This is a genomic window from Agrobacterium vitis, from assembly GCF_013426735.1.
Lineage (GTDB): Bacteria > Pseudomonadota > Alphaproteobacteria > Rhizobiales > Rhizobiaceae > Allorhizobium > Allorhizobium vitis_D.
The window spans coordinates 1,069,144-1,090,585 of the sequence record NZ_AP023272.1 but is presented as its reverse complement, the minus strand read 5'-3'; the positions used below and the strand labels follow the sequence as shown (position 1 = coordinate 1,090,585).

The 21,442-nt window shown below is 57.8% G+C and carries 21 protein-coding genes; 11 read left to right on the top strand and 10 right to left on the bottom strand.

Going from position 1 to position 21,442, the window contains the following annotated elements; all coding sequences use genetic code 11:
* Window positions 1-32: 32 nt before the first annotated feature.
* Complete coding sequence (locus tag H1Y61_RS04840) at window positions 33-1,094, bottom strand: SDR family oxidoreductase (protein ID WP_180573879.1); 1,062 nt, start codon at window positions 1,092-1,094, stop codon at window positions 33-35.
* Between the two features lie 98 nt (window positions 1,095-1,192).
* Here H1Y61_RS04840 and H1Y61_RS04835 point away from each other — a divergent pair, with 98 nt between their 5' ends.
* The gene (locus H1Y61_RS04835) at window positions 1,193-1,576 is read left to right on the top strand and encodes a winged helix-turn-helix transcriptional regulator (RefSeq protein WP_180573878.1); all 384 of its coding nucleotides are present in this window, start codon (window positions 1,193-1,195) and stop codon (window positions 1,574-1,576) included.
* Window positions 1,577-1,632: 56 nt separating this feature from the next.
* Here H1Y61_RS04835 and ptuB read toward each other — a convergent pair whose 3' ends face one another.
* The gene (ptuB, locus tag H1Y61_RS04830) at window positions 1,633-2,268 is read right to left on the bottom strand and encodes a retron Ec78 anti-phage system effector HNH endonuclease PtuB (protein ID WP_180573877.1); all 636 of its coding nucleotides are present in this window, start codon (window positions 2,266-2,268) and stop codon (window positions 1,633-1,635) included.
* Window positions 2,261-3,619, bottom strand: a complete 1,359-nt coding sequence (locus H1Y61_RS04825) for an AAA family ATPase (protein ID WP_197971646.1) — start codon at window positions 3,617-3,619, stop codon at window positions 2,261-2,263. Before H1Y61_RS04825 ends, ptuB begins: the two co-directional genes overlap by 8 nt.
* A gap of 429 nt (window positions 3,620-4,048) precedes the next feature.
* Between H1Y61_RS04825 and H1Y61_RS04820 the strand changes: the two genes are divergently transcribed.
* The 3 genes from H1Y61_RS04820 to H1Y61_RS04810 all read left to right on the top strand — a co-directional run bounded on the left by H1Y61_RS04820 (window position 4,049) and on the right by H1Y61_RS04810 (window position 5,153).
* The gene (locus H1Y61_RS04820) at window positions 4,049-4,516 is read left to right on the top strand and encodes a protein kinase (protein WP_180573876.1); all 468 of its coding nucleotides are present in this window, start codon (window positions 4,049-4,051) and stop codon (window positions 4,514-4,516) included.
* Window positions 4,517-4,633: 117 nt separating this feature from the next.
* Entirely contained in the window at window positions 4,634-4,906 is a 273-nt protein-coding gene (locus tag H1Y61_RS04815) for a BrnT family toxin (protein WP_180573875.1), read from the top strand.
* A complete protein-coding gene (locus H1Y61_RS04810; RefSeq protein WP_041697087.1) occupies window positions 4,875-5,153 on the top strand; it encodes a helix-turn-helix domain-containing protein in 279 nt (92 codons plus the stop codon). Before H1Y61_RS04815 ends, H1Y61_RS04810 begins: the two co-directional genes overlap by 32 nt.
* A gap of 34 nt (window positions 5,154-5,187) precedes the next feature.
* Here H1Y61_RS04810 and H1Y61_RS04805 read toward each other — a convergent pair whose 3' ends face one another.
* A complete protein-coding gene (locus H1Y61_RS04805; RefSeq protein WP_015917139.1) occupies window positions 5,188-6,294 on the bottom strand; it encodes a TRAP transporter substrate-binding protein in 1,107 nt (368 codons plus the stop codon).
* Window positions 6,295-6,494: 200 nt separating this feature from the next.
* On the opposite strand from H1Y61_RS04805, the gene H1Y61_RS04800 reads away from it, so the two are divergent.
* On the top strand, window positions 6,495-7,259 hold the full coding sequence (locus H1Y61_RS04800; RefSeq protein WP_180573874.1) for a gamma-glutamyl-gamma-aminobutyrate hydrolase family protein: 765 nt from the start codon (window positions 6,495-6,497) through the stop codon (window positions 7,257-7,259).
* Between the two features lie 2 nt (window positions 7,260-7,261).
* Here H1Y61_RS04800 and H1Y61_RS04795 read toward each other — a convergent pair whose 3' ends face one another.
* The 3 genes from H1Y61_RS04795 to H1Y61_RS04785 all read right to left on the bottom strand — a co-directional run bounded on the left by H1Y61_RS04795 (window position 7,262) and on the right by H1Y61_RS04785 (window position 9,909).
* Window positions 7,262-8,221 (bottom strand): 2-hydroxyacid dehydrogenase, encoded by a 960-nt coding sequence (locus H1Y61_RS04795; protein WP_180573873.1) that lies wholly within the window; start codon window positions 8,219-8,221, stop codon window positions 7,262-7,264.
* 12 nt (window positions 8,222-8,233) lie between these two features.
* Window positions 8,234-9,259: a LacI family DNA-binding transcriptional regulator gene (locus tag H1Y61_RS04790; protein WP_180573872.1), complete on the bottom strand. Its 1,026-nt coding sequence runs from the start codon at window positions 9,257-9,259 to the stop codon at window positions 8,234-8,236.
* A gap of 107 nt (window positions 9,260-9,366) precedes the next feature.
* Window positions 9,367-9,909 (bottom strand): MarR family winged helix-turn-helix transcriptional regulator, encoded by a 543-nt coding sequence (locus H1Y61_RS04785; RefSeq protein ID WP_180573871.1) that lies wholly within the window; start codon window positions 9,907-9,909, stop codon window positions 9,367-9,369.
* A 91-nt stretch (window positions 9,910-10,000) separates the two neighbouring features.
* Between H1Y61_RS04785 and H1Y61_RS04780 the strand changes: the two genes are divergently transcribed.
* The 4 genes from H1Y61_RS04780 to H1Y61_RS04765 all read left to right on the top strand — a co-directional run bounded on the left by H1Y61_RS04780 (window position 10,001) and on the right by H1Y61_RS04765 (window position 15,076).
* A complete protein-coding gene (locus tag H1Y61_RS04780; protein WP_180573870.1) occupies window positions 10,001-10,822 on the top strand; it encodes a creatininase family protein in 822 nt (273 codons plus the stop codon).
* A 48-nt stretch (window positions 10,823-10,870) separates the two neighbouring features.
* Window positions 10,871-11,980 (top strand): CobW family GTP-binding protein, encoded by a 1,110-nt coding sequence (locus tag H1Y61_RS04775; RefSeq protein WP_180573869.1) that lies wholly within the window; start codon window positions 10,871-10,873, stop codon window positions 11,978-11,980.
* A gap of 55 nt (window positions 11,981-12,035) precedes the next feature.
* The gene (locus H1Y61_RS04770; protein WP_180573868.1) at window positions 12,036-13,022 is read left to right on the top strand and encodes a WD40 repeat domain-containing protein; all 987 of its coding nucleotides are present in this window, start codon (window positions 12,036-12,038) and stop codon (window positions 13,020-13,022) included.
* A gap of 248 nt (window positions 13,023-13,270) precedes the next feature.
* Window positions 13,271-15,076 carry a methyl-accepting chemotaxis protein gene (locus tag H1Y61_RS04765; RefSeq protein WP_180573867.1) on the top strand — a complete coding sequence of 602 codons (1,806 nt, stop codon included), beginning with the start codon at window positions 13,271-13,273 and terminating at the stop codon, window positions 15,074-15,076.
* A gap of 125 nt (window positions 15,077-15,201) precedes the next feature.
* Here the strand turns inward: H1Y61_RS04765 and H1Y61_RS04760 are convergent, their stop codons facing one another.
* Window positions 15,202-15,903 carry an OmpW/AlkL family protein gene (locus H1Y61_RS04760; protein ID WP_015917148.1) on the bottom strand — a complete coding sequence of 234 codons (702 nt, stop codon included), beginning with the start codon at window positions 15,901-15,903 and terminating at the stop codon, window positions 15,202-15,204.
* A 468-nt stretch (window positions 15,904-16,371) separates the two neighbouring features.
* Between H1Y61_RS04760 and H1Y61_RS04755 the strand changes: the two genes are divergently transcribed.
* Complete coding sequence (locus H1Y61_RS04755; protein WP_235680833.1) at window positions 16,372-17,952, top strand: alkaline phosphatase family protein; 1,581 nt, start codon at window positions 16,372-16,374, stop codon at window positions 17,950-17,952.
* 26 nt (window positions 17,953-17,978) lie between these two features.
* The gene (locus H1Y61_RS04750; protein ID WP_180573865.1) at window positions 17,979-19,343 is read left to right on the top strand and encodes a cytochrome-c peroxidase; all 1,365 of its coding nucleotides are present in this window, start codon (window positions 17,979-17,981) and stop codon (window positions 19,341-19,343) included.
* A 211-nt stretch (window positions 19,344-19,554) separates the two neighbouring features.
* On the opposite strand, the gene H1Y61_RS04745 is transcribed toward H1Y61_RS04750, so the two are convergent.
* A complete protein-coding gene (locus H1Y61_RS04745; RefSeq protein WP_180573864.1) occupies window positions 19,555-20,145 on the bottom strand; it encodes a GNAT family N-acetyltransferase in 591 nt (196 codons plus the stop codon).
* Window positions 20,146-20,277: 132 nt separating this feature from the next.
* On the bottom strand, window positions 20,278-21,411 hold the full coding sequence (gene odc2, locus H1Y61_RS04740) for an ornithine/lysine decarboxylase (protein ID WP_070167004.1): 1,134 nt from the start codon (window positions 21,409-21,411) through the stop codon (window positions 20,278-20,280).
* Window positions 21,412-21,442 lie beyond the last annotated feature (31 nt).

Sequence of the window (21,442 nt, the reverse complement as noted above, 5' to 3'; positions counted from 1 at the left end):
GGAAATCCGCCACCCTTCTCCTAAGGCAAATTCTAAGGAATAAGCCTTTCCCCACGCAATTGCGCAAACAGGGTGAAAAACGCCTCGTCGGTGGGCTGGTAGCGGTCAAAGCCCATGACGCGGCTCTTGCTCATGTCCGTTACCACTTCAATCGGCCGCCCAAGATCGGCGTCCGTATGCCAGGGCGAGGCCAGGCGCGACAGGTCTTTTTCGATCAGGCCATGGCGCTCTGCAATCTCCCGCCAGATGGCGGCGTCCTCTGCCATCTGCTGCTCCAGCGGCAGGATCGTGCCGTCGAACGGCGCAGGTTCCAGCCCAAACCAATTGGCAATCCGGCCCCACATCCAGCTCCAGCGGAAGATATCGCCATTGACCACATTGAAGGCCTGGTTGCGGCATTGTGGGGTCGTTGCGGCCCAGAGCAATTGTTCGGCCAAAACGCCAGCATCGGTCATATCCGTCAGGCCGTTCCATTGAACGGCAGAGCCGGGGAACCGGAAGGGCCGCCCGGTTTCACGGCAGAGCGTCGCATAGACCGCCAGCGTCGTCCCCATGTTCATGGCATTGCCAACTGCCTTGCCGATCACCGTATGGGGGCGATGCACGCTCCAGGAAAATCCGTCGCGCGTTGCGGCGGCAAACACTTCATCTTCCTGCGCATAATAAAAATTCTCGACATCCAGCCTGCCCTGATCTTCCCGGAATGGTGTCTGCGGCAGAGTACCCTTGCCATAGGCCTCGAAGGGACCGAGATAATGTTTGAGCCCCGTGACCAAGGCCACATGGGCAACGGACCCGGCTGGACGCAGCGCATCCAGCACATTGCGGACCATGGCCGCATTGACCCGGATGTTTTCCGCCTCGCTTGACTGGCGCGCCCATGTCGAGATGAACACCACGTCAGGCTTCACGTCGGAAAGAGCCCGCGCTGTGGCCTCACGATCCTGAAGATCGGCGACCACAGGCTGCATGCCGTCTTTGGCAACCGGCGACCGGGCCAGTCCGTGCACGGCCCATCCCTTCGCCAACAGGAGATCCACCGTCGCGCTGCCAACAATGCCGCTTGCGCCGACAACCAATGCTGATCCAACCATCTTCATGCTCCTTCTGTCTGAAGGCAGACATGTAGGCGCCTCTTGCCTTTAAAAAAGACGGCACCATTTACGGGCCTAGACACCAAAAGGTACCCACCATGCACCCAGGAACGCCCGAAACCGAATGGCGCGAAGATTGTGCGCCGCGCCGCGTACTCGAACTGTTTTCCACCAAATGGACCAGCATGGTGCTGCACACCCTGCATGCCCGCCATGGGGGGACAGCCCGCACCGGCGTGCTGCTGCGCAGCCTGCCGGGTATTTCCAAGAAAATGCTGACCCAGACCCTGCGAGACATGGAGGCCAGCGGCCTGATCTCCCGCCACGTCCAGGCCACCATTCCACCCGCCGTCGAATACCGGCTGACCCCGCTCGGCAGCCGGTTCATCGAGCCGGTCGAGATGCTCTATGCTTGGGGTCGCGACAATGCCGACGCGCTGGATGCGTTGCGACCAAGGCCGGGGTCACGGCGGGAGGGGTAGAGTGGTCGTGGCGGATGTGGTCGCTTGAAGAAAAAACGGGCAAACAAGTCCGACTTTTAATTTCCGATCAGAATATGCTTGATCGCCGTCGCGAAAGGAAGATGCGCAATCTGTCGAATTTCCTCTTCGATTAAAGGACGGCACTCGCCTTCGCCAAATTCGTCAATCATATTCTTCAGATCTTCAGCCGTCTGAATGTAGCCCTCCAGATGCGACCGCCGACTGTCCGCTAGCTTTATTCTATTCAGATTGAAGATTCGGATCGTTTCGCATGCTCGAATACGCTGCCGCTCCGTGAGGTCTTTACGGGGTGCGCATTTGCCGGAGGCATTAAACACAATCAAGTCTTCAGCATCCTCATCATCAGGCTTTACCAGGTCGGCGATGCTGTATGGAGTAGCCTTTTGGTCTTTATGCTTTCCGCAGGAGTCGTTTTCATTGCAGGAACCAAATATATTTCGCCAATCAAATGTTAGAGCTGGATCGCGGCTCCTTTGTACGAAGTGTTCGATATGGCACGCTTTGTTTTCAATATCTTTTTCGCAATAGGCGCATCTTTGACCTTGCATAGCGTTCAACGCCTGCCAAATCTCAGCCTTCTGCACAGAGCTCAAATCACCCCACTGGTGACCTTCGCGGTAGTCAAATGTGCTTAAGCAAGTAGGAGCCTCGCCACGCTCAAGCTTATGCATGTCTGGAATCCGCTTTCTGCTTCAGCGTTGCGCGGTATTTGGCCAAACGAATAAGTCGATCACATTCCAATATAAAAAAATGCTTCTCCCCGTAAAGATCAATCAATTTACCCCTTAATTCCAGAGCCTCTGGTGTATCGTAATAATTTTGTTGAATTAAATCTTTATACTCCCGAAACTCTTTAACGATCGGCAGTGGCGGAAAAGGGTCGACATCCATGACTTGGCTGAGCACATCAGAGCTGGCAACGCCTTTTGTTTGCATATCGACGGAATGACTGATTGTGATGAGCGTACCCGACCCATCTCGATATTCATTTTCAATAATCCTGATGGAAGCATTCTCCACACTGGTCAGAACTTGAGGACTGTGGGTCGTGACAACGAATTGTATGTTGGGAAATGCCTTTCGCATTGTCCCGATAACTCTTTGCTGCCAAGCAGGGTGTAAATGGATATCCACTTCATCGATCAGAACGATCCCGCACGTCTGCTCGATGGCCTCGCGGCCCATATAGCCGTTGAGCCGAACGCAGCGAAAAGCGATGTCAGCCACAAGCGACACCATGGCCCGAACACCGTCGCTCAACATACTAACTGGCATAAAGCCTGCATCGGAATTGAACATCACCAATTCTTCATGCGCAAAACTGTATGAAAACCGCGACCATCCTTCGTTTTCGAGAACAATATCAACAGCATGTTGAATAGCCCCGATACGGTCCGCCATGCTGACAAGTGGCCTTTCGTCCGCAGGCAATTCCATTTCCTGTTGACGCGCCAAGGTCGCTTTCGCCATCCATTGCTGGCATTGGACGAAATTGGACGATGGCGAAAGGCAATCCTCATAACCCATAGTCCGATCTGCGCTGACGACCTGTTTGCGCTCCATGTTCTTGTGGACTTTCCACAAACGGCCAGCGCCGTAATAAGCAACAATTGGAAGAGGAACTTGCTCTGCGGTACGAATTGACGCCTGAAGATGTTCGCCGTACCGAGTAATTTCTGAGGCCGATTTTACAGTGGTCTTGTTCTTCGGCCCTGTCAGCTCCCTGGCAACTTTCATGGATGGAGCGTCGAAAATAGCTTCCAAATAAACCGGATACTGTGTTGCACTTTCTGAAGAGTTGCCCATGCGGACCAGTCGCGCATCGCTTTTGTCTATGCCTTGCGCTTTGCCGCGATCAAATGCGCCAACAAACGTACCAAGTGCCATGGATACGCCATCCAGGACGGAGGTTTTCCCCTGACCGTTGCGTGCAACGATGACAGTAAGTTCATTGTGAAAATCAATAGAGAACCGTTCGAAACGCCGGAAATTTCGAAGCTCGAGATATGTGATTCTCAACATGATTCTCCAGACTTATGCATATCGCCACCATAATTGGATTTGTTGAAAAGGTCTAGAAGTGAGAGCCATCAGCATACCTTGATACAAGCCCCAAATTCCCCCTTCCCCTCATCACCCGTTATGCGCTAGACCATTCCCAGGACCGGTTGTAACGAACCGGTCCCGGAGCGTCGAAACTCCTCGTACAACGGCCCGTGTCGGTCGTTATAAAGACACCCCTCAGCCATAGGTTTGTGGCTGAGGCGGTGGACCATGCCTATATGGTCCCAACACCACCATTCTGTGGCGTCGGGGAGGCCTTGGCGTATGTCCAGAGCTTCGGCTTAAAGGCCAAGGCAGTCGTTTGTACGCGGCTTTCGACCTCCCCGATCACCAGAGGGCAAAATCCTCCGGTGGTCGCTTGGCTCACAAGTGCGGGAGGAATGGACAATGGCCGATTACAATGTCTGGGCCGATCTTTTCAGGACATGGCAATCCACGTCCGATTGGATCAAGGCGGTCGCAATCGTCACACCACCGGCGTTTGCAATGGGGGCGCTGGCACTGCTGCTGCGCTATCGGCTGGCGGCGCACCAGGATCTACCCTGCACCTACCATCTTCTGGAGCCGCCACAGCACCCCGCGCAACCGTCCGAGATGATCGATAGCACGGCTATCGATGCCGCCACCGATCTTCAAAACCGATTGGAGGAAGCGCGTCGCACGCTGATGCAGCAGGGCCGATCCCTGGCGGAAAGAGCGGAGCATAAAAACCCCGAAACGCGGCAGCAGATTGAACAGATCATCCTTGAAGAATACCACCGCAAGTCCGATCCAGCGGATGCGCTTGCCCGCGTTCGGCAATTCGTGATCGATCAGCGAAGGTCGCAGGATCATCGTTCCGAACCGGAGGATTGAAGCCATACAGTCGATGTAAAGTGTCAACGTGTGATTTATGCGCTTTACAAGCCATACAGCACGGTAACATCAATTTCCTTTTGCAATAGTACGGAATTTCCGTATAATCTTTCAACCATGAATACGCCATTCGATCCCGAAAAAGATGCGCTAAACCGGGAGAAGCACAAGCTGCCGCTGTCCTTCGGTAACACGATTTTCGAAGACGATAATCATCTGATCCTGCCCTCCATCCGTCCCGAAGACGGAGAAGAACACTTCAAGGTGATAGGAATGGTCGGCGGCAAATTGTTTACTGGCGTCTTTACGTGGCGGGATAATGAGGCGCGGTTTATATCGGTGAGAAGGAGCAACAAGGGTGAAGAACGAGCCTATCATTCTCCCTGCTGATGCAGCGGACCCAAACGATTTCGATGTGACACCGGAAGCGATGGATCGTGGTCAGCGCGCTCGGCTGATCCGCACCACCAGGACAAAACTTGGTCTGTCACAAGGCGAATTCGCAAACCGGTTTCATGTCCCGGTCGGGACGCTGCGCGATTGGGAACAGGCCCGTGCCACAGCTCCGGATTTTGCCATAGCCTATGTGCGCGTCATTGGCCAATATCCTGAAATGGTCGCAAAGGCCGTGGCATAGGCTCCCATTCCCTGAGCCTATGCCACCTTCAACTTTATAGCTTGCCGCCGCGCTGCTGAATCATCATGAACGTATCATAGGTATATTCCGCCAGCTGCATCCACAGATAGGCTTCCTTCTTGAAGGCGACCTGATCGTCGTAGACTTTCTTGAAATCCGGGTTCTTGGCGGAGATTTCGGCATAGACCTCCATGGACGCTTTGAAGCAGGCGTCGAGAATGTCCTGGCTGAAGGGTTTCAGCGTCGTGCCTTCCGAGACGATTTGTTTGATCGCGACTGGGTTCTTCAGGTCGTATTTCGCCATCATATTGGTATTGGCAAAGGCGCAGGCGTCCTGCAACACGGTCTGGTAGGATTTCGGCAGTTCGTTCCATTTGGCGAGATTGACGAAGGCGTGGATGGCCGGGCCACCCTCCCAGAAGGCGGGGTAGTAGTAATATTTGGCCACCTTGTAGAAGCCGAGCTTGTGGTCGTCATAGGGGCCGATCCATTCGGCGGCGTCGATCGTGCCTTTTTCCAACGCCGGATAGATATCGCCGCCAGCAATCTGCTGCGGCACGCCGCCCAGCTTTTCGATGACTTTGCCCGCCAGACCGGCAATCCGCATTTTCACGCCCTTGAGGTCATCGACAGTGTTGATTTCGCGGCGGAACCAGCCGCCCATCTGCGCGCCGGTATTGCCAGCCACCATGCCATAGAGATTGTGCTTGGCGTAGAATTCGTTGAGGAGCGTATTACCATTGCCCTGATAGAACCAGGCATTGGTGAGCCGCGCATTCAGCCCGAAGGGAATGGCCGTGCCAATCGCAAATGTCGGGTCCTTGCCGACATAGTAATAGGAGCAGGTATGGCACATTTCTACCGTGCCAGCGCCAACCGCATCGGCGGCCTGTAGGCCCGGCACCACTTCGCCCGCCGCAAACACCTGGATGGTGAAATTGCCATCGGTTGCCGCCGCCACTCGAGCCGCAATATCCTCAGCGCCGCCATAAATCGTATCCAGCGATTTGGGGAAGGACGAGGTCAGTCGCCAACTGATTTTCGGTGCCTGCTGGGCAATGGCGGGTGCTGCCAATCCAACCGCTCCAAGCGAACCGACGCCTGCGACACCGGCCTTCTTCAAAAATCCACGACGATCCATAGAGTCCTCCCGATTGAATGCTGATTCCCCTTACCATTCCCCTCCAGGAAGGCAATTCGAAGGTAATCATGTTGGCAAGGCGGTGACAAGCGGGCAGCCTTATCAGTTTAGGCTAAAGTTGAAGACAGATGAGGCCTATCGTTGACTTGGGCAGCAAACGGCGCAAAACAGATGTTCAGAACGCTATTCCGGAGCCATCAATGACCAAGCCGCTTGTCGCCATTCCCGCCGATTTCCGTGCCATTGAAGGCTCCAATTGGCATTGCGTGTTGGACCAATATGTCAAGGCGACCCTGACCGTGGCCGGGGCCATGCCGGTTATTATTCCCGCCCTGGAAACCGGCGCGGATATCGAGGCGGTGCTTGACCGGGTGGATGGCGTGGTGATTTCCGGCTCGCCCAGCAATGTCCATCCCTCGCTCTATGGACGCAAAGCCCGTGACAGCGACGGCCCCTTCGACCACGCCCGTGATGCGACCTCGCTGCCGCTGATCCGCCGCGCCATCGAGCGTGGAATTCCGCTGCTGGCCATCTGCCGGGGTATTCAGGAGCTGAACGTGGCGCTGGGCGGCACGCTGGCCTCGGAAATCCAGGACCAGCCGGGCACCTGGGATCATCGCAAGCCGCCGACCGCCGACCGCGACCTCGCCTATTCCATCCGCCAGCCGGTGGAGGTGCGCGAAGGCTCCTGCATCGCCCGCTATCTCGGCACAGCAGGGACAATTCAGATCAACTCCCTGCACCGCCAGGCGATTTCCGATCTCGCCCCAAGGCTCCAGGCCGAAGCGCTGGCCGATGACGGCACAATCGAGGCCGTCTCTGTCATTGATGCCAAGGGTTTTGCTGTCGGCGTGCAGTGGCACCCGGAATATTGGGCGGAAACGGATGCCCCGTCCCGCGCCCTGTTTGAAGCATTCGGCGCGGCGGCCAGGGAGTATGCAGCAGTGAAATCCCTCGCCGCCTGAGGTTACTTCTTCACTGGCGTTTCCGGCACGGGTGTCTTGACCGTACCGTTTTCAAACCAGCCGATCAGGTTATCCGCCACCAGATCGGCCATGGCATTGCGGGTCGGCACCGAGGCCGAGGCGACATGCGGCAGCAGCGACACATTGGGCAGATCGAGGAATTCCGCCGGTACTTTCGGTTCCTCGTAGAACACATCCATTCCGGCGGCGGCAATCGTGCCATCCTTCAAGGCTGAGATCAGCGCTGGTTCATCGACGCTCCAGCCACGCCCGACGCTGATGAACACGCCGTTCGGCCCCAGCGCCTTCAGCACCTCGGCATTGATCGCCTTGTGGGTTTCCGGCGTTTTCGGCACAATGCAGATCAGCGTATCGACGGCTGCGGCCAGATCCGTCAGCGAGGCATGGTAATCGTAGGGAACGCCGGGCTTGGGGCTGCGGGTATGGTAGCTGATCTTCACCTTGAAGGGTTGTAACCGGCTGGCGATTTCACCACCGATCCGCCCCAATCCATAAAGCCCGACATGGCGGCCCCGCAGCGACAGCGGTGACAGCGTGAACGGTCCCTCATTCTGCCAGCGCCCGGCCCGCAGATAGCTTTCCGCCTGATGGAACTGCCTGATCGTGTTGAGCAGCAGCGCAATCGTCGTATCGGCCACTTCATCATCCAGCACGTCAGGCGTGTTGGTAACGATAACATTTTTAGACGCAGCTTTTGCCACATCCACCCCGTCATAGCCGACGCCGAAATTGGCAATGATTTCCAAGTTCGGCAGGCTTTCGATCAGCGCGTCCGGCACGGCACCGGCAATGGCAATCCCCCGCACACGGGCGGCGTCAGCATCGCTTAACGCAACCGGCTGGCCGGGCGGGGTCTGCACCAGTTCAAAACCAGGCTGCAAACGTTCCAACACGCGCGGATGAATTTTTCCGGGAATGAGAATTACGGGCTTATCGGTCATAGGATCAAATCTCTATTCGTCTCGATGTTTAACGGGGCCAGTCGATTGGCGGATACGCATTTCAGGCTTGATAAGGTGAATACCATCAGGCTCATGACTGCCCGCCAGCTTATCCAGAAGCGCGCGCGCCGCAAGCCTGCCCACCTCCGCCTGTCCGTTTGACACAGTGGTCAGTGCCGGTGTCGCGATCGATGCTTCTTCCAGATCGTCGTAGCCGGTGACGGATATATCGCGGCCCGGCACCAGCCCGGCACGCGATATGCCATTCATCAACCCGATAGCGACCAGATCGTTCCAGCACACCGCCGCCGTCGGCTTTTGTGGCAGCGACAGAAAATTCACCGCCGCCTCGAAACCACCCTGTTTGGTGCGCGGTCCGGGAAGGCGCAGATTAGGATCGACGGCAATGCCCGCCTTACGCAAGGCGTTGACATAGCCCTGATAGCGGTCGCGCCCGGTCGAGGTCTGATCGGTGCCACCGACCATGGCGATGACGCGGTGACCAAGGCCAATCAGGTGGTTGGTGGCCAGCGAAATGCCATAGGTATCGTCGCCGCGATAGGTCGGCAGGGCCAGGCCGTCCATGGAGCGGGCAATCAGAATAGCGGGCATGCCATTATCTTCGGCCAGCATAATATCTTCCGGCGGCGAACCGATGGCAGGTGACATGATCACGCCGTCACCGCCCAGTTGCAGCAGCGTCTCGATGAAGGTCCGCTGCTTTTCCACCGAATCGTAGTGGTTGGACAGAATGAACGTCTGGCGGCTGCGGTCCAGCTCGCTTTCGATAGCTTTCAGAATTTCGCCGTAAAACGGATTCATGATGTCATGGACGACGACACCGATAATGCCGGAGCGCGAAGTGCGCAGGCTGGCGGCGCGACGGTTATAGATATAGCCGAGCAGCCGGGCCTGGTCCTTGATCTTTTCGCGTGTATCTGCTGCCACCAGCGGACTATCGCGCAAAGCGAGCGATACCGTGGCGGTAGACAGGCCGAGACTTTCGGCAATGGTCGATAGTTTGATCTTTTGCGCCACGGCTCCCCCCTCTGCCGGACGTGAACAGGCCGGCTTCAACGCATTTAAACAGTTTAATTAAAACGTTGAACGCGCCGTGGCAAGGGCAGATGCACGGGCTCCTTCGATCAGTCAGCCAGGGGTTCGTCGGCCAGGTCGGGCCGTTGTGCGTCGGCAGGCGCCAGCAGATTGGCATCGACGGCGGCAAGCAGTTTCATCAACACTTTCACCTGCTTGCTGCTAAAGCCACGGGTAGCGTGGCGCTCCACCGCAACATTGGCATCGGCGATCTTTTCCACCGTAGCCCATCCTATTTCTGTCAGGAACACTTTCGTCTGGCGGCCATCGGCATCCGAGCCGCGCCGTTCGACAAAGCCCTGCGCCTCCATGCGCCCGATGGTGCGGGTCATGGTCGGCGCTTTGACTCCCAGGCGTTGCGCCAAAAGACCGGGCGTCAGCCCTTCCTCTTCGGCCAGCAGCAGCACCACACCCTCCTGACCGGAATAAAGCCCGCTGCCGGTCAAAAGCCGCGTCTGCACCGTGCGAAAACTGCGTGACGCCTGGGTGATTGCCATGCCCAGCTCGCCACTCACGCCAAGTTTCGCCTGCTTCCCCTCGTCTTTCGACTTGCCGGATTTCTTCTTTTTCTCGGTCTTGTCTTTTTTAGCCATGCTAACCCCCGGCGATCTAAAGAAAGCGCTGTTGTCACAGGCGCTCATGTCACGCATATGATGCATAGACAAAAACAGGCCAGTAAACCAGATGCCCCATCCAGAACCGCATTTCGAGTGCAACGATCCGGCTCTTTCGCCCGCCGAAAGGGCCAACTGGATTGCCGTCCTGCCGCTCGGCGCCCATGAGCAGCATGGCCCGCATCTGCCTTTCGAGACCGACACGATCATTGCGCAGGGGGTTGTGGACCAGCTGATCTCAGCCCTGCCCGACACACTGCCCGTCACCTTTCTGCCCGTCGAGCCGGTCGGCTATTCCGTCGAGCATATGGATGTATTCGGCACGCGCACGCTTACCTTTAACGAGGCCGTGGAGCGCTGGCTCGGCATCGCCGAAACCCTGAGCGGCCAGGGCATTCGCAAGCTGATGATGCTCAACGCCCATGGCGGCAATTCGCCCTTGATGACCGTGGTCGCCACTGAGGCGCGGGTCCGGTTCAATATGCTGGCCGTGGCCACCAGCTGGACGCGCTTCGGCCAACCGGAAGGACTGATCCGGCCGCAAGACAAGGCCATCGACATTCATGGCGGCGACATCGAAACCTCGGTCATGCTGGCATTGCGTCCGGACCTGGTGGCGATGGACAAGGCTCAGAATTTCTTGTCCCGGCAAAGCGAGTTTGCTGCCCGCTTCACCCATTTGCGCGCCTATGGCCCGCATGCCTTCGGCTGGAAAATGGCGGACCTCAATCCGCTGGGCGTCGCCGGAAATGCCAGCGTGGCAACGACAGAAAAAGGCGAAAACCTGCTTTCCCATGCCGTTCACGGACTTGTGGAGCTCCTGTCGGATATCCATGACTTTGATATCGAGAAAGCCTTTGAACTGCCACCCCACTCGTCCTATATGGGGTAATATAGTTACAGGGCGGCGCGATGCTGCCTTCCAATCATCGAGGTTCCCATGAGTGAAGCAGCCGTAAAACCCACACCCGTTACCGTGCTGACCGGCTATCTCGGCGCAGGCAAGACCACGCTTCTCAACCGGATTCTGTCGGAAAACCACGGCAAGAAATACGCTGTCATCGTCAATGAATTCGGTGAAATCGGCATCGACAATGATTTGATCGTCGAGTCGGACGAAGAAATCTATGAGATGAACAATGGCTGCGTCTGCTGCACGGTGCGCGGCGATCTGATCCGGGTCGTCGAAGGACTGATGCGCAGGCCTGACCGTTTCGACGGTATCATTGTCGAAACCACCGGCCTTGCCGATCCGGTGCCTGTCGCCCAGACCTTCTTCATGGATGACGATGTGCGTGCCAAGACCGAGCTGGATGCCGTCGTTGCCCTTGTGGATGCCAAGCACCTGCCGCTGCGCCTGAAAGACAGTCGCGAAGCCGAAGACCAGATCGCCTTTGCTGATGTCGTGGTTATCAACAAGGCCGATCTCGTCACCCATGAGGAATTGCACCGGATCGAAGATATCGTCCGCGCCATCAATCCCTCGGCCCGGATCTACACCACCACCCGCTCTGGCGTGGACCTCTCGAAAGTGCTGAACCAGGGCGCCTTCAACCTGGAACGGGCGCTGGAAAACGATCCGCACTTTCTGAGCCATGAGGACGACCATGTCTGCGGCCCTGATTGCGACCATGACCATGGACACGATCATCATCACGACCACGGGCATGACCACCACGACCATGATCATGGGCATGACCATGGTCATGGACATCACCACCATGACCACGGTCCCTCGCCTATTCATGATGTGACCGTCACTTCGATATCGCTACGCGGTGGCGAAATGAACCCGGATCGCTTCTTCCCCTGGATTCAGAAGGTCACGCAGACCGATGGTCCGAATATCCTGCGCCTGAAGGGCATTATCGCCTTCAAGGGCGATGCCGAGCGCTATGTGGTGCAGGGTGTTCACATGATTATCGAGGGCGACCACCAGCGTCCCTGGAAAGATGGCGAAAAGCATGAAAGCCGCCTGGTGTTCATCGGCCGGGACCTGGACCGTGAAAAGCTGGAAAACAGCTTCAAGGCCTGCGAGGCCGCGGCATGAAGCTTATCCCTTCCCTGCTGCCAAACCCTGACAACCATACCGGAAAGACTGCCTGATGCCGACTGTTGCCCCGCTCGATCTGGAAGGCCACGTACTGACCGCGGCCTTCCTTGGAGACATTCCGGTTTTCGTCACTGCGGCTGGCGCCGTTCACCGCCTGGATGGCGGCGAGCAGGTCACCGAAACCGGGTCGGGCCTGCTGACCGCCATCAAGGACGACCATAACCAGACGCTTTTGACCGGCGGCGAGGACGGCAAAGTGCTGCGCATCGCTCATGATGGAACGGTCACGGAACTGGCGCACGTGCCACGCAAGTGGATTTCCGTGGTCGCAGCCGGACCGCAAGGCGCGGTTGCCTATGGTTATGGCAAATCCGCCTTCGTACGCTTGGCAAGCGGCGCGATACATCCCTATGAAGAGGAGCGCACGGTCGAGGGTCTTGCCTTTGCCCCCAAGGGCTTGCGCATCGCCATTTCCCGCTACAATGGCGTGACGTTGCGCTTTGCAGCAGCGGAAGGCAAGCCAGTCGATCTGGAATGGAAGGGCGCCCATACTGGCGTCAGTTTTTCGCCCGACAACCGCTTCGTCGTCACCACCATGCAGGAAAATGCCCTGCATGGCTGGAAGCTGGATGGTGCCGGCAGTGATACCCGCCATATGCGCATGACCGGCTATCCCGCTAAGGTCAAGTCAATCTCCTGGTCGGCCAAGGGCAAATGGCTCGCCTCGTCAGGTGCCCCTGCTGCGATCGTCTGGCCCTTTGCCTCCAAGGACGGCCCAATGGGCAAGGCCCCGCAGGAGCTGGGCACACGCGCCAATATCATGGTCACCCAGGTCGCCTTCCACCCCGCAGAAGAGGTGCTGGCCATTGGCTATATCGACGGCATGGTGCTGGCGGTGCGCCTGGCCGATGGCAAGGAGGCGCTACTGCGCCGCCCGGGCAACGGTGCAATCACCAGCCTCGGCTGGAGCGCCAGCGGCAAGCTGCTGGCCTTCGGGTCTGAAGCTGGCGATTGCGGCGTGATAGATATCTCCGGCTGATCTCAAGTAAAAAACAACTATACCAAGAAAACCAGGGCTAATGCCCTGGTTTTTTATTATTTAAATCAACTAGATTCAAATTTTAAGGAAAACATAACCAACCGGAAACTAAAAGAAATATGCTTTTTAAAGCGCTCTTGAAAAATAAGCGATGTGTTCAATTTTAGACCATAACCTGGCCACATCACCTCGACGCTTTCGTCCGCGTGATCTGCTCCTCCCGACATCACTTTCTGCGGACCACAACTATGAAGCTCAGCATATCCTCCACGGTGATCATTTCCGGCGTGATCCTTGCCGTCGGAGTCGTCATCACACTCGCAACAGCCATGCAGACCCTCCAGCGGCTGAAGGTTAACGGACCGATCTATCAGCAGATCATCGACAGCAAGGACCTGATCGCCGATATCCTGCCGCCGCCGCTGTATCTGGTCGAGGCTTATTCCCTGATCAATGAGTCAGCGCTTCAGCCGGATATGGCCGCTATCAATATCGACCGCCTGAAACTGCTGAAAAGCCAGTATCAGGAGCGCCGGGACTATTGGAAAGGCACGACGCTACCCGATACGTTGCGCAGCAAATTGCAGCAGGACGTTCTGGTCAAGGGCGATGCATTCTGGGCGCAGATGGATCAGTCCGTCGTTCCGGCCCTGACCGGCCAAAACCCGCTTGAACTGAAAACAGCCCTCAACGAATTGAAAACGCGCTTCCATGTCCATGAAGCCGCCGTCAACGAACTTGTCGATATGGGCAATGTATATGGCAAGAGCCGCGAAACCAAAGCTGCCGCCGAGACCGCATCACGCGAAACCATCAGCTATACGCTGGGGGGGACGCTGATCCTCCTCAGCCTCGCCTCCATTCTCATCGTTCAACGCCGCGCCCTGTCGCCGCTGCGCCATATGACCACGGCGATGACCGCCATGGCCCATGGCGACCTCGATACGCCTCCTCCCTATGGCGACCGCACTGATGAAATCGGCGAAATCGCCCATGCGCTGTCGATCTTTCGCGATGCCGGTCTGGAAAAGCGCCGCCTGGAGCAGGAGGCCGATGCCAGCCGCGCCAGCACGGAAGAGCAGCGCCGGCAGCGCGAGACTGAGCGCGCCGCCGAGGCGCAAGCCCTGCGACGCGTGGTCGAAGAACTTGGCGACGGTCTGCACCGGTTGGCCGAGTGTAACATGCGCACCACGCTAGACACGCCGTTCGATGCCCGGTTCGACACTCTTCGCAGCGATTTCAACGACTCCATCCTGACGCTTCAGACCACTCTGAAGCAGGTTCTCGATGAGACCGGCTCTCTGCAAACCAATAGCCGCGAGATGCGGGACGCCGCCGACAGCCTGGCCAAGCGCACCGAGCAACAGGCCGCCGCCCTTGAAGAAACCGCAGCAGCGCTCGAAGAGGTTGCCTCGACCGTGAAGGCCTCCACCACAAGAACCCGCGAAACCCGCAGCCTGGTGAGAGATGCCCGTGACTGCACGACGTCCTCCAATGAGGTGGTCAACAATGCCATTACCGCCATGCAGCGAATTGAAAGCGTCTCCCGTGAGATCGGCACGATCATCGGCGTGATCGATGAGATCGCCTTCCAGACCAACCTTCTGGCGCTGAATGCCGGTGTGGAAGCAGCCCGCGCCGGGGAAGCCGGCAAGGGCTTTGCCGTCGTGGCCCAGGAAGTACGTGAACTTGCCCAGCGCTCGGCAGGCGCTGCCAAGCAGATCAAATCGCTGGTGGATCGTTCCAGCACGGAAGTGGCAAGCGGCGTGAAACTGGTGGGAACTGCTGGCGACGCCCTGACCCAGATCGGCGGCTTTGTCACCAAAATCGACGATAATATCGATGCCATCACCAAGGCCGCAGAAGAACAGGCTATAGGCCTTCAGCAGATCAGCAGTTCGGTCAACAGTCTCGACCAGATGACCCAGCAGAATGCTACCATGGTCGAAGAAACCAATGCCATCAGCCAGACACTGGCCGACGGCGCCATCTCGCTGGCAGCCCTCGTCAACCGCTTCCAACTGCCGGCAACCCCCATGGCCCGGGCGGCGTGAGACGAACGGCGATCGAAAGATCATCTTTCCTGTAAGCCAGTCTTCGGCCTTTACCCAAATCAAGCGCTCAGAGACAAAAATGGCGGCCACTTTAGCCGCCATTTTCCTATATATCTTGATGAGGTTTAGAAGCGGTAGGTGACACCGGCGCCGATCAGCCATGGATCGAGCTTGGCCGTGCCCTTGACCTTGGAGCCGCCAACGGTCGCTTCGAAATCCGGACGCAGATAGTATTTCTTGACGTCGAAGTTGACGCCCCACTTGTCATTGATCATGTAGTCGAAACCGACCTGAACGGCGGCACCGAAGGTATTCTTGACATCGAGCTTGGTGGCGGAACCGGTCGCTGACTGATTGTAGAACATCGTATAGTTGACGCCCGCGCCAACATAGGGCTGGAACTTGCCGAAATCGGTGAAGTGATATTGCAGCGTTACCGTTGGCGGCAGGATCCAGACCTTGCCGAGCTTGCCCAGGCTACCGATCGAGCCCCCGGCATTGACGTTCGCTGAAGTTGTGCCGAGAATGAGTTCGGCAGCGATGTTGCGATTGAAGAAATAGCTGAAATCGACTTCCGGCGTGACGCTGTTGCTGTAGGACAGATCGGAACCGCCAATGCCATCCACCGAGCCGCCATCATTGGGTACCACGGCCAGCGCACGGGCGCGGACCTGCCAGGGGCTGTAGGGCGTCAGCAGCGATTCGGCTTGCGGAGCGCTTGCCGCCGGTGTCAGATCCGCCGCAGAGGCCAGAGGCGTCGCCAAAGACAGCGATGCGAAAGCAAGGGGCGCAAGCGCTATCAAGCCAAGGGTGCGGTTCGTTGACATGTCGTCTCTCCTTTATCGATTGATCAGCAGGTCCCCCTGCTGCATTGCAACCGATTATCGGTGACCGGACACCACCGTCCTTGAGACAAATCAAGAAAAGACAACCTTACGACAGGCCGCCAGTATTCAAGGATGAAGTGTGGCTTCCATGCATCATCTTTTTGATTCTTATCAATTTTTCTTCGAACAAGACCATCCTCCGTCCAGACCTCAAAGAGGTGGCCCACATGCTCGCGTCAACCGGCAAAGGAAGGGTTATTTTCCATCGCCGCTTCCTATCACCCACTTGTGAGGACCCGGGCGGCGATTGGAGCGAGACAAGTCCTTTTCTGTCACGGAACTGTTAAAAACGCTTCTTATCGTCTTGCCACTCCGCCGATGTCAGCTTCCCCATCGCGGATCCTCGTAAAGGATATGGTCATGCCTCTTCATCCTCGGCAGCTAAACATGTGTGCCGGTTCAATTCTCATGTCTGCGTCTCTCTGTCTCATCCCCACCGCCTCGGCGGCGGCTGAGGTCAACACGGCAACGCCGATCAAGCATCTGGTGGTGATCTTCCAGGAAAACGTCGCCTTCGACCATTATTTCGCGACCTATCCGAAGGCTGCCAATGTCAAGGGTGAGCCCGCCTTTACCGCCACGCCGCAGACGCCTGCCGATATCGATACGCTGGCACATGCCGGCCTGCTGGAGGACAATCCGAACAAGACCAATCCGGGCAATGGCCCGGATGCCACCGCCCCATTCCGTCTCGATCGCACCCAGGCGGCCACCAATTCGCAGAACCATGGCTATACCGCCGAACAGGCCGCCTATGACGCTTTCGCCATGGACCTGTTTCCCGCCAATACCGGGCGCGGCACCAAGGGTGCTGCCGGTGCCTTTGGCACCAAAGGCCAGGTCATGGGCTATTATGACGGCAATACCGTTACGGCGCTGTGGAACTACGCACAGAATTTTGCCCTGAACGACCGGTCTTTCTCCACCAATTTCGGCCCCTCCACCCCCGGCGCCATCAACCTCGTGTCAGGCCAGACCAATGGTGTGACCCTGCCGCCCGGCTACACGCTGGAAAAGGACGGCACCTATGCCAAGGGCGAAGTCGTGCCTGATGGCAATGGCGGCTGGACGATGATTTCCGATCTCGACCCCACCGGCGACGTCTGCTCGAAAGGTCAGACGGCGCTGATGACCGGCCGCAATATCGGCGACCTCCTGAACGACAAGGGCCTGACCTGGGGCTTTTTCGAGGGTGGCTTCGATCTGACGCTCAACAATCCCAATGGCACGACCGGTTGCAAACGCACGACGACATCGGCAATTACCAAGGTCGATGAGGTGGATTATATTCCCCACCACCAACCCTTCCAATACTATCCCTCGACCGCTAATCCCCAGCATATCCGCCCGAGTTCGGTCGCCGCCATCGGCACCAGCCAGGACGGCGGCGCCAACCACCAGTATGACATCAATGACTTCTACGCAGTGCTGAGCAACGGCACTCTGCCCGCCGTCAGTTTCCTGAAGGCGCCCGCCTATCAGGACGGCCATGCTGGCTATTCCGATCCGCTAGATGAGCAGGAATTCGTTGCCAATGTCGTCAACAAACTCCAGCAATCCCCGGAGTGGAAGGACACCGCAGTGGTGTTGCTTTATGACGATTCCGACGGCTGGTACGACCACACCCATAACGTCGTCAATCCGTCCAGCATTCCAGTCAAAGGCTATGACGTGCTTGACGGTGCTGCCTGCGGCACCGGAACTCCCTTGCCCGGCGTCAATGGCCAGCCAGTCCAGGGCCGTTGCGGCTATGGCACCCGTCAGCCATTGCTGGTGATCTCGCCTTATGCCAAGCAAAACTATGTCGATCATACCCTGACCGACCAGACCTCGGTCATGCGGTTTATCGAGGATAACTGGATGGCTGGGCAAAGGCTGGGCGGAGGCTCCTTCGATGCCATCGCCGGTTCCTTGAACGGCATGTTCGATTGGTCCCATGCCCGCAGCGATACGCTGATCCTCGATCCGAAGACCGGCCTAAAAAGCTAGAGCGGACAAACCGAGAGCAGCTGTTCATGGCAGTGTTTGACAAAAAATCCCGCCTGCCGCTGCTGGCGCTGGCCCTGCTGAGCCTTGCCTTCGCAGGCTTAGGCTGGGCGGCCCAGACATTGGCGGAACCCCCGACACAGGCCGAAACCGGCGCACCCGACCAGCTCAGCGCCGTGGCACAATTGGGCAAAGCGCTGTTTTTCGACCAGAGCCTGTCGGGCAGCGGCAAGATGTCCTGTGCCACGTGCCATGATCCGGGCCATCACTACGCCCCAGCCAACACGCAAGCCGTACAGAGGGGTGGACCCGATCTCAACCTTCCGGGTATCCGCCCCGTGCCAAGCCTTGCCTACAAGATCGCCACGCCTGCCTTCTCTGTGGGCGTGGAAAATGCCGCCGAGGAGGCGCAGGAAGCCTCGCCGATGGCAGAAGCTTCCGGTACAGCACTTGCCGCGCAAACCACCCCGGTGGCCGGGCCGGTCGCTGGCCAACCTCTCGTCAAAGCCGTGGCCGCCGCCGACAATGCCGTTCCCCAGGGTGGCATGTTCTGGGATGGGCGCGCTGACAGTCTGGAAGACCAGGCGCTTGGGCCGCTTTTATCGCCGTTTGAAATGGCCAATAGCGATGCGCAGGCGCTCTATGACAAAATCAAAGCCGGATATGGCGCGCAACTGACGGCCTTGTTCGGCAAACAGGTTGCGGAGGACCAATCCATGGCCTTGTCGGAAGTCGGCTTTGCTCTCGCCCGCTATCAGGTGGAAGACCCGTCCTTCCATTCTTATTCCAGCAAATATGATGCCTATCTGCGCGGACAGGTGCGGCTTACCCCGGCTGAGCAGCGTGGGCTCGCCTTGTTCGACGATCCGAAAAAAGGCAATTGTGCCTCCTGCCACCTGGACAAAATGGGTGGAGACGGACAGATGCCGGCATTTACCGATTACGAATTCGAGGCGCTCGGCGTGCCGCGCAATCCTGATATTCCCGCCAATGCCGACAGGCTCTATTTCGATCTCGGCATTTGCGGACCAATGCGCCACGACGAATTTTCCGCCCAGCCGCAAAATTGCGGGTTGTTCAAGACCCCGACCCTGCGCAATGTCGCTGAGCGCGGCGTCTATTTCCACAATGGCGTCTATCGCACGCTGGAGGACGCCACTCGCTTTTACGTGGCCCGTGACACCGATCCAGCCAGCATCTATCCGAAAAAATCGGATGGCAGCATCGACAAGTTCAACGACATGCCAGAAGCTTATCGCGGCAATATCGATGTGATAGATGCGCCCATGGACCGCAAGCCCGGCCAACCGCCCGCATTGAACGAGACGGAAATCAGGGATGTCGTGGCTTTTCTGAAAACACTGACGGATGGGTGGGGTGCGCAGCAACGCTAGGCCGCCGCTCTGCATTGCTGCGCACCATCCTCGATCTCACAGTCTATCCAATAATCGCCGCTGGCCGGCTGCAAATGGCAATTTCTGTGCTTCCGGTGCTCACGTACTTTGAGTACGCTCCGCTCCGGTTCTCGAAATAACCATTTTCGCCAGCCCAGCAGCAATTCTTGAACAGACTGTGACTGGGACCGAGGACGTATTCATAAGCCCCTTATGCCGCCTTGCGACGGGCCGGTGCGGTCAGCTTGCGACCGGAGGCCGAAATCATGCCGACAGCGCCGTCCAGCCAGCCGTGGACCAGTTCCAGCGCCAGAAAACGGTCGCGGGCAAACGGTCCCGGCATGACAAGATGCATGGTTTTTGCGGCAAAAAAGCCGAAGCGCTCGTAATAAGCGGCATCGCCGACCAGCAGCACGGCACCGTGACCACGGGTCTTGGCTTCCATCAGGGCGGCGCGCATCAGCTGCGAGCCAACGCCCTTGCCTTCATGCGCGGCATCGACGGCCAACGGCCCAAGCAGCAGCGCATCGATAACCTGGCCTTCAGCATTGACGCCAGCCTCAATATTCCACAGGCGCACGGTGCCGATTACATGGCCCTTGCGGTCACGCGCCACCAGCGCCAGCCCTTCGGCGGGTACTCGGCCACGACGGATCTTTTCAGACGACTTCGTGCGGCGGTCCGGCCCCATGGCGCGGTCCAGCAAGGCCTCGCGCGCCACGACATCGGCGGGGGTTTCAGCGTCGATCTTGAAGGCAGGCTGCGCAAAAAAAGCGCGCACGGTGTTGATAACAGCGGTCATGGCGACCTCCTGTGCAAAAGAGCGTTCAAATGGTGAGAGAGCTATCCTGCCGGGCTATTCAGCCGGCAGGATAGAGCATTCCAGCAAAAGTGTGGCGCGGTTTTGCGCCCGCAAATGCGAAAATACTCTTGTTCAGATCACATAGGCTTTCAGCGGTTCGAAACCGTTGAAGGCCACCGCCGAATAGGTGGTGGTATAGGCACCGGTGCCTTCAATCAGCACGTCATCGCCAATGGTCAGCGACAGCGGCAGCGGATACATGTTCTTTTCATACATGACATCAGCGCTGTCGCAGGTTGGGCCAGCCAACACGCAGGGCTCCATTTCGTCGCCGTCATGGGCCGTGCGGATCGGGTAACGGATCGCCTCGTCCATGGTTTCTGCCAGACCGCCGAACTTGCCGATGTCAAGGAACACCCAGCGATGGGCGTCATTGTCGGACTTCTTTGAGATCAGCACCACTTCCGCCTTGATCACACCGGCATTGCCAACCATGCCGCGACCGGGCTCGATGATGGTCTGCGGAATGTTGTTGCCGAAATGCTTCTTCAGCGAGGCATTGATGGCCTGGCCATAGGCTTCAGCAGACGGAATGTCGCGCAGGTACTTGGTCGGAAAACCACCGCCCATGTTGACCATTTGCAGGTAGATGCCCTGCTTGGCCAGCTGTGCGAACACCCGCTTGGCGTCGCCCAGTGCTGCATCCCAGGCATCGACCTTGGTCATCTGCGAGCCGACATGGAAGGACACGCCGAAGCTTTCCAGACCATGCTGGTGGGCATAGACCAGAACATCGACGGCCATCTGCGGCACGCAGCCGAACTTGCGCGACAAAGGCCATTCGGCACCGTCACCATCGGTGAGGACGCGGCAGAACACACGGGCGCCGGGGGCGGCACGGGCGATCTTTTCGACTTCCTCATGGCTATCGACAGCAAACAGGTTGATGCCGAGCGCATGCGCCTTGGCAATATCCCGTTCCTTCTTGATGGTGTTGCCAAACGAAATCCGCTGGGCAGTCGCACCGGCAGCAAGCGCCATTTCGATTTCGGCCACGGAGGCGCAATCGAAGTTGGAGCCGAGCGATGCGAGCAGCGACAGGATTGCCGGCTCCGGGTTTGCCTTGACGGCATAGTAGATGGCGCTGTCTGGCAGGGCGTGGCGGAATGCGCCATAATTATCGCGCACGACATCAAGATCCACAACGAGGCAAGGGCCTTCAGGACGCTGGGTGTTGATGAAGTCGAGGATGCGGGCGGTGGTCATGGCGATCCCTTCCATAGTAAAAAGGTTACCG